Source organism: Comamonas sp. JC664 (genome assembly GCF_042647185.1).
Genome location: NZ_JBHRUZ010000001.1, coordinates 20,743 through 27,712 on the forward strand (window position 1 = coordinate 20,743; position 6,970 = coordinate 27,712).

The 6,970-nt window shown below is 64.3% G+C and carries 8 protein-coding genes and 4 pseudogenes; 6 read left to right on the forward strand and 6 right to left on the reverse strand.

Annotated elements, in window-relative coordinates; genetic code table 11:
* Positions 1-9: 9 nt before the first annotated feature.
* The 3 genes and pseudogenes from ACFODQ_RS00095 to cydX form a co-directional block, all read left to right on the forward strand.
* Positions 10-1,535 (forward strand): annotated as a pseudogene (locus tag ACFODQ_RS00095) (cytochrome ubiquinol oxidase subunit I); the annotation flags it as partial.
* Between the two features lie 78 nt (positions 1,536-1,613).
* Positions 1,614-2,765, forward strand: a pseudogene (gene cydB / locus ACFODQ_RS00100) (cytochrome d ubiquinol oxidase subunit II).
* Positions 2,766-2,794: 29 nt separating this feature from the next.
* Positions 2,795-2,929, forward strand: coding sequence for a cytochrome bd-I oxidase subunit CydX (gene cydX, locus ACFODQ_RS00105; RefSeq protein WP_021025677.1), 135 nt, complete (start codon positions 2,795-2,797; stop codon positions 2,927-2,929).
* A gap of 87 nt (positions 2,930-3,016) precedes the next feature.
* On the opposite strand, the gene ACFODQ_RS00110 is transcribed toward cydX, so the two are convergent.
* The 5 genes and pseudogenes from ACFODQ_RS00110 to ACFODQ_RS00130 form a co-directional block, all read right to left on the reverse strand.
* Positions 3,017-3,328 carry a hypothetical protein gene (locus ACFODQ_RS00110; RefSeq protein WP_377014278.1) on the reverse strand — a complete coding sequence of 104 codons (312 nt, stop codon included), beginning with the start codon at positions 3,326-3,328 and terminating at the stop codon, positions 3,017-3,019.
* A gap of 155 nt (positions 3,329-3,483) precedes the next feature.
* A pseudogene (locus ACFODQ_RS00115) lies at positions 3,484-3,576 on the reverse strand (L,D-transpeptidase family protein); the annotation flags it as partial.
* 30 nt (positions 3,577-3,606) lie between these two features.
* On the reverse strand, positions 3,607-3,858 hold the full coding sequence (locus ACFODQ_RS00120) for a hypothetical protein (RefSeq protein ID WP_377014266.1): 252 nt from the start codon (positions 3,856-3,858) through the stop codon (positions 3,607-3,609).
* Between the two features lie 191 nt (positions 3,859-4,049).
* On the reverse strand, positions 4,050-4,361 hold the full coding sequence (locus ACFODQ_RS00125; RefSeq protein WP_377014268.1) for a hypothetical protein: 312 nt from the start codon (positions 4,359-4,361) through the stop codon (positions 4,050-4,052).
* A 123-nt stretch (positions 4,362-4,484) separates the two neighbouring features.
* Positions 4,485-4,724: a hypothetical protein gene (locus ACFODQ_RS00130; RefSeq protein ID WP_377014270.1), complete on the reverse strand. Its 240-nt coding sequence runs from the start codon at positions 4,722-4,724 to the stop codon at positions 4,485-4,487.
* 312 nt (positions 4,725-5,036) lie between these two features.
* Here ACFODQ_RS00130 and ACFODQ_RS00135 point away from each other — a divergent pair, with 312 nt between their 5' ends.
* Positions 5,037-5,240 carry a hypothetical protein gene (locus ACFODQ_RS00135; protein WP_377014272.1) on the forward strand — a complete coding sequence of 68 codons (204 nt, stop codon included), beginning with the start codon at positions 5,037-5,039 and terminating at the stop codon, positions 5,238-5,240.
* A gap of 39 nt (positions 5,241-5,279) precedes the next feature.
* Here ACFODQ_RS00135 and ACFODQ_RS00140 read toward each other — a convergent pair whose 3' ends face one another.
* A complete protein-coding gene (locus ACFODQ_RS00140) occupies positions 5,280-5,471 on the reverse strand; it encodes a hypothetical protein (protein ID WP_377014274.1) in 192 nt (63 codons plus the stop codon).
* 259 nt (positions 5,472-5,730) lie between these two features.
* On the opposite strand from ACFODQ_RS00140, the gene ACFODQ_RS00145 reads away from it, so the two are divergent.
* Complete coding sequence (locus tag ACFODQ_RS00145) at positions 5,731-6,015, forward strand: hypothetical protein (protein WP_377014276.1); 285 nt, start codon at positions 5,731-5,733, stop codon at positions 6,013-6,015.
* A 118-nt stretch (positions 6,016-6,133) separates the two neighbouring features.
* A pseudogene (locus ACFODQ_RS00150) lies at positions 6,134-6,970 on the forward strand (hypothetical protein); the annotation flags it as partial.

Below are 6,970 nucleotides of genomic sequence, written 5' to 3' on the forward strand. Positions count from 1 at the left end.
GACCAGTTCATGGATCTCGACATCGTCGGGCTATCAAGATTGCAGTTTGCACTCACAGCCCTGTACCACTTTCTCTTCGTTCCCCTGACCCTGGGGCTGTCCATGCTGATCGCCATCATGGAGACGGTCTATGTGATGACGCGGCGTGTCATCTGGCGCCAGATGACCAAGTTCTGGGGCGTGCTCTTTGGCATCAACTTCGCATCGGCGTGGCGACCGGTCTGGTGATGGAGTTCCAGTTCGGCATGAACTGGAGCTACTACAGCCACTATGTGGGCGACATCTTTGGCGCCCCGCTGGCCATCGAAGGGCTGATGGCCTTCTTCCTGGAGGCGACCTTTGTCGGTCTGTTCTTCTTTGGCTGGGACAAGCTCTCGCCGGTCAAGCACTTGATCGTCACCTGGCTCACGGCCCTGGGCACCAATCTGTCGGCGCTGTGGATTCTGATCGCCAATGGCTGGATGCAGAACCCCGTGGGCGCCGTCTTCAACCCGCAGACCATGCGCATGGAAGTCAATGACTTCGCCGCCGTGCTGACCAACCCTGTGGCGCAGGCCAAGTTTGTGCACACCGTCTCTGCCGGTTATGTCTGCGCAGCCATCTTTGTGCTGGGCGTGTCGGCCTGGTACCTGCTCAAGGGCCGCCATGTGGCGCTGGCCAAGCGCTCGATGACGGTGGCTGCGGCCTTTGGCCTGGCCGGCTCACTGTCAGTCGTGGTGCTGGGTGATGAGTCCGGCTACCTGTCGGGCGAGCACCAGAAGATGAAGCTCGCAGCGATTGAAGCGATGTGGGAGACCGAGCCCGCGCCGGCCGCCTTCACCGCCATCGGCTTTCCTGACCAAGAGGCGCGCGAGACCCATTACGCGATCCATATCCCATGGGCGATGGGCCTGATCGGCACGCGCTCGCTCGATACCGAGCTGCAGGGCATCAACGACCTGGTCAAGCACGCCGAGGTGCTGATCCGCGACGGTATCAAGGCCTATGACGCGCTGGAGAAAATCCGCGATGCCGGCTCGACGACCACGATCTCGCCCGAGCTCAAGGAGCAGTTCGAGGCCAATGGCAAGTCGCTGGGCTATGCCTTGCTGCTCAAGCGCTATGTCGATGACCCGCGCCAGGCCAGCGACGCACAGATCGCCAAGGCGGCCTGGGACACGGTTCCGCAGGTGGCTCCGCTGTTCTGGACCTTCCGCATCATGGTCGCGCTGGGCATGTTCTTCATCGTGCTGACGGCTGCATTCTTCTACCTCGCCTCGCGCCACCAGCTGGAAAACCGCCGCTGGCTGCTGTGGGTGGCGGTATGGTCCATTCCGCTGCCCTGGGTTGCGATCGAGTGCGGCTGGTTCGTCGCCGAGTTTGGCCGCCAGCCCTGGATCATCGAAGGCGTGCTGCCCACCGCTGTGGCCGCGTCCAACCTGGGCGTCACCACCTTGCTGATCACGATCCTGGGCTTTGTGGCGCTGTACACGGTGCTGCTGATCATCGAGATGAAGCTGATGCTCAAGGCCATCCAAAAGGGCCCCGAGCTCGAGCCCGAGCAGCGCGATCCGCAGCCGCTGAGCTATGCCTCGATCGCACGGCGCAACCCACCTATTCGGGAAAGTAACACCATGATCTTGCATACACTTTTGAACTACGACACCCTGCGTGTCATCTGGTGGGTCCTGCTGGGCGTGCTGCTGATCGGCTTTGCCGTGATGGATGGCTTTGACCTGGGCACCGGCATGCTCCTGCCCTTCCTGGGCAAGAACGACCTGGAGCGCCGCGTCATCATCAATGCCGTGGGCCCCACCTGGGAAGGCAACCAGGTCTGGCTGGTGCTGGGCGGTGGCGCCATCTTTGCCGCCTGGCCGCAGCTCTATGCGGTGTCCTTCTCGGCTTTTACCTGGCCATGTTCGTGATCCTGATCGGTCTGATCCTGCGCCCGGTCGCCTTCAAGTACCGCAGCAAGAACGAGTCCCCCGCCTGGCGCAGCCGCTGGGACTGGGCGCTGTTTGCCGGCAGCTTTATCCCCGCGCTGATCTGCGGCGTGGCCATGGGCAATGTGCTCCAGGGCGTACCCTTCCGCCTGACGCCTGAGCTCTATATCCACTACGACGGCAGCTTCTTTGGCCTGCTCAACCCCTTCGCGATCCTCGCAGGCCTCATCTCCGTCACCATGCTGCTGATGCATGGGGCGGCCTGGCTGTGCATCAAGACCGAAGGCGCCATTGCCGCCCGTGCCCGCACCGTGGGCAGCATCTCGGCGGTTGTGACTGCTGTGCTGTTCGTGCTCGCCGGCATCGTGCTGTGGAAGTTTGTTGACGGCTACAGCATCACCTCGGCGCTGAACACCACCGGCCCGTCGAACCCGCTGTTCAAGACCGCAGCCCACGCGCCCGGCGCCTGGATGCAGAACTACCAGCAGCACCCTGGACGATGGCTGCGCCGATCCTCGGCGTGCTTGGCTGCCTGATCGCTGCGCTGCTGCTCCGCTCCCGCAAGGAAGGTCTGGCGATGATCAGCAGCGGTTTGGGCATTGCCGGCATCATCCTGACCGTGGGCGCTTCGATGTTCCCGATGATCCTGCCCTCGTCGGTGGACCCGCGCTTTAGCCTCACGGTCTGGATTCGTCGTCCAGCCACATGACCTTGTTCATCATGCTGGTCTGCACCCTCATCTTCATGCCGCTGATCCTGGCCTACACCAGCTGGGTCTACTCGGTCCTCTGGGGCAAGGTCAATGCCAAGGACATCAACGACGGCAACGGCCACGCTTACTGAGCGCCGCTGCACACAGAAAGGATTCGACTATGTGGTATTTCTCCTGGATTCTCGGCCTGCCGCTGGCCGCCGCCTTTGCGGTGCTCAACGCCATGTGGTTTGAGATGACCGAAGACCAGAAGCTGCGCCAGCAGCTGCTGGACGACCCGGACTCGCAGCACTGAGCTGCGGCACAAGCCCCTGAGCCTGGCACAGCGCCACGGCTCTCAACGCACAAAGGCCCAAACCTTGGTTTGGCCTTTTGCTATGGGCTAAGAACCTGTTCTAAGAGCGATCAGCCCTGGTTTTGCAGATCTTCGGAGAACAGCCGCCAGTCCTTGCCCACCTTGCGCCAGTACTGGCGCAGCGACAAGGGCTGCGCCTGTTTCGCGGCTCTTGAGCTTCAGGTTTGGCCACGCGAATCTCGCCCTTGTCGTCTTTCCAGCCGTAGGTAGAGATGTCCTGCAGCTCCAACTGCGGCCCTTGAACAGCGCGGCCATGCGTGTCTGCCAGGCCTGGCCTTCGGACGAGGCCGTCCATTGCGGCGTGGCCAGCTGCAAGGCGCGCTGGGGGTCGTCCTGCATCCAGGCTGGTGCCACTGCTGCAGCACGGCCGTGAAAGCGTCAGTGCTCTGGCGGTGCGAGGCATCGCTTGGCGCCACCCACTGCAGCTTCTCGCGGATCAGCACCGGCGTGAGCTTGTCCACCGTGCGCATCAGCGCAAGCAGATCGGGGTTGGCCAGCACCACGCAGCCATCGCTGGCCCTGCGCAGGCGGGCGAACTGGTCCGGCGGCGCGCCATGCAGCCAGATGCCGCTGCCCGAGCGGCCCATGCCTTGTCCCAGTCATTGGGTAGTTCAGGGTCAGAGCCCCCTTGCCATAGAACTCGGGCAGGCGCTGGCCGCAATCTGGCGGCCAATAAAGTGATGCCTTCGGGGGTGCGCTGGTCGCCCTCTTCGAGCTTGCCCACCCCCAGCTTGCCGACGGAGACATAGAAGCTGTCGACAAGCTGCAGCTGGCTTGGTCATGGCGCAGCAGGTAGAGGCGCGACTGGCTGGCATCGATGGCGATGACCTGGCCACCGAGGGTGACAGCGACAGAAACTCCGCAGGCACCTGACCGGCGGCCGCAGCGATTGGGGCGCCTGCATGCGGCGGCGGATCTCGTCTGCAGACCCTGGAGCTGCTCCAGGGTCTGCCCGCCCTGGGCGTTGGCAGCGGGCGTGGGCGGCACCGCTGCGCCGGCCTGCGGCAGGGGTATATGTTTAACGGGCAGCACCATGGCACGCTGGGCCACGCAGCGGGCGTCAATGCCCGGCTGCCCGAGCGAAAACGCAGCAGATCGGCATACACCAGCTGCGCGGCCTGAAAATGCGGCACATCGCCGTCAGCTGGCGGCGGCCTTGAGGGCCTGGTCCAGCTGCTGGTTTTGCACCAGCGCAATGATCTGCAACCAGGCGCTCTTCGGCATCGGGCTGGCGGGCCTTGGCGGCAGCGCCGTCTTTGCCTGGGCAGCAGCGCGCGGCGGTGGCCGGCGAGCCAGCAGCCAGCGCCGCACCTGCCGCGGCCACCACGGCTGCACCAACGCCCGAGCGCCAAAACTGCTTGCAAAAAGGCATTGCCTGTGATTCCTTCAACTGACTTCTGTGCGGACCAGCGCCGATCATAGCCTGTTGCAGCGCGGAGCGATCAGCCGCCCGTGGTCTCGCGCATGATGCGCCAATGGCCTTTTTCCAGTCGCATCACCAGGTCTTGCGGGTGGTGGTCTTGAGCGCGCCGGCCGCATAGTACTGGCGGAACTTGGCTGTTGCCTGCTCGCCCTCCACGCTGACCTGCAGATTGCGCACATTCACCACAATCGCTTGCTTGCCGACAATGCGCTGGCGCCGCTCTTCCTTCCAGGCACTGAGGCTGCCGCCACCGGCTGGGCTGAAATGGTCGCTGTAGGCGGCCAGGTAGCCGGGCATGTCCTCTTCTCCCAAGCCGTGGCCCAGCTGTTGACGGCGCGCTCCACATCGAGCTTGGCGGTATCACGCGCTGGCTTGGGCTTGGTCTCGGCCACCGGTCTGCCGGTTTGGCGGCTGGGGCGGCGGGCGCTGGCTGCCACAGCATTGGCTGCCACAGCACTGCTGCCACAGCCTTGGCGGGCTCAGCAGGCACAGCGCCGGAGCGGCTGCAGGCGTGGGCGCAGGTGCCGGAGCCGCTTGGGCGCCGGAACCGGCGTGGATGCCGCTTGGCTACAACAGCCGGTGCAGGGCTAGGCGCAGGCGGTTTGGGCGCTGCAACAGGGGCTGGTGCTGGTGCGGGCGCTGACACCGGCGCAGGCGCAGGTGCTGGCGGCGGTGGCGGGGCGCCACCGGTTTGGGCGGCACATCGGCTCGGCCTGCACCAGCGCGTTTCTTTCCGTTGGCGAGCGAGGCCGGGACAATCTGCGTGATCAGCGCCAGCTGGGGGGCCGTCTGCTTGGGCGCGCCTTCGAGCTGCAGCGCCTGGCATAGGCATCGCTGGCCATGCGGGCGTAGAGGTCGCCCAGGTTTTCATGCGCCGTCGTGTAACTGGGGTTGGTGCGCATCGATTGCTCCTGCGCCTGCGCGGCCTGCGGTCCTGGCCATCAGCGGCATACAGCACGGCCAGGTTGTTGTGGGCTCGGGCATGCCGGGGTAATCGCGGGTCAGCTCCTGGAAGATCTTGATCGCCTTGTGCATGCTGTTTTGCTCGATCGCGATCACGCCGCGCAAAAAGGCATTTCCACATCGCCGGGCTGCTTGCGCAGGTAGGCATCGGCCTCTTTGGCGGCTTGCGCTGCCTTGCCCTGCTGCAGCAACTGGCTCACTTCCGCCACAGCGGGCGAATGCAGGCGACGTGCGCGGCTGCGCCTGCGCGCAGCGCCCCCCAATCAGCACACCTACGCAGACCGCGCGCCCAGCGCTGGCGAAAAAGACGGGCACCAGGGATCGCAGGGTAGAGCGCGCTGGGAAAGCACTTTGCATGGGGGATTTTCTCGTTGCAGTGGACCAAAAGCCGCAGAAAACAGCAGAAATCTTGCGTATCTGTACACACATCCGTTGGCAGAAAAAGCCCCGCCTGGCGCGCGCCAAAAACCGGCCGATTATACAGACCCTGCCTGCGCCAAAGGCTGGCTGCCGGGCGGCGAAACGCTCCCCCCACAAAGACGAACGTTACGTAAACACCTCCGTAACAACTGGAGCAAAACTGCCTTTTACGCCGCACCTATGGCGTACGAAAAATAAAAATACTCATTTAAAACAATGATCTAATAAATTTCACAGAGGTAACAGCTGCCGTTTTTCGCGTTGGCACAGAGTTGCACTCATGAAGACAAGGCTGGGCAATTGCCCTTGAGGCCAGCCCCCAGACCGGAGACCTGCACATGACCCACAACGCCCCTTGCTCAGCCCAGAGGTCTGCGAGACGCTGTTTGATGAAGCGCAGGAGCGCCATCTGTGCATGGAGGTGCATTGCGCACGTCCGCCTGGCCCACCAGCTGAGCCTGGCAGCGCGCTTTGTGGCCAGCAGGCGGTGGATCTGCCCAAGCCCTATGGACGGCTGCCTGATGTTCTACACCATCACCGCGCAGAACCTGCCCATCACCAGCTTCAGCATCCAGCAGCCCAGCGTTGCCGAGGCCTGGACGGAGGGCGCAGCGCGCATGCGGCAATGGGCCTGGGCGTTCAATGCCACCGGCGTGGAACTGCGCATTGACTGGGCGACCGCCGTGCTGCCGCTGCCCGGCGATGAGCCGCAGGATGCGCTGGCCGATCTGCGCCAGTCCTGGAGCCTGGCCGACAGCGCGCAGGAGCGCGCCGAGATGCTGGCGCTGCTCAGCCACCGCATGACGCGCGCACTCGCCCCGCCTGCAGCTGCTGAGCGATCCAGTGCCCGCCAGCACCCTGGGCCTGGCAACTGCTGCTCGAAGGGCCTGCACATCAGCCCGCTCGGAGAAGATGCGCACCCTTCCCGCCACGACCCCTTGTCACCCCGCAGCAGCCACGGCAGCGCGGCCTCGGCCATCTACCAGGCCACGCAGGAGTTGCTGGCCCGCAGCCAGAGCGAAGACGGCAAGCTGGCCCGATGCCACACCTTGGTCGACCACCTGGGCATCACCTATGCGTTGCTGCTCACCCAGCGCCAAAGCGCGCCAAACGCCAAGCTCGTCGATGACCGTGCACCGTGCCATCGCCTACCAGGCCGAGCAGATGCAGCGCTG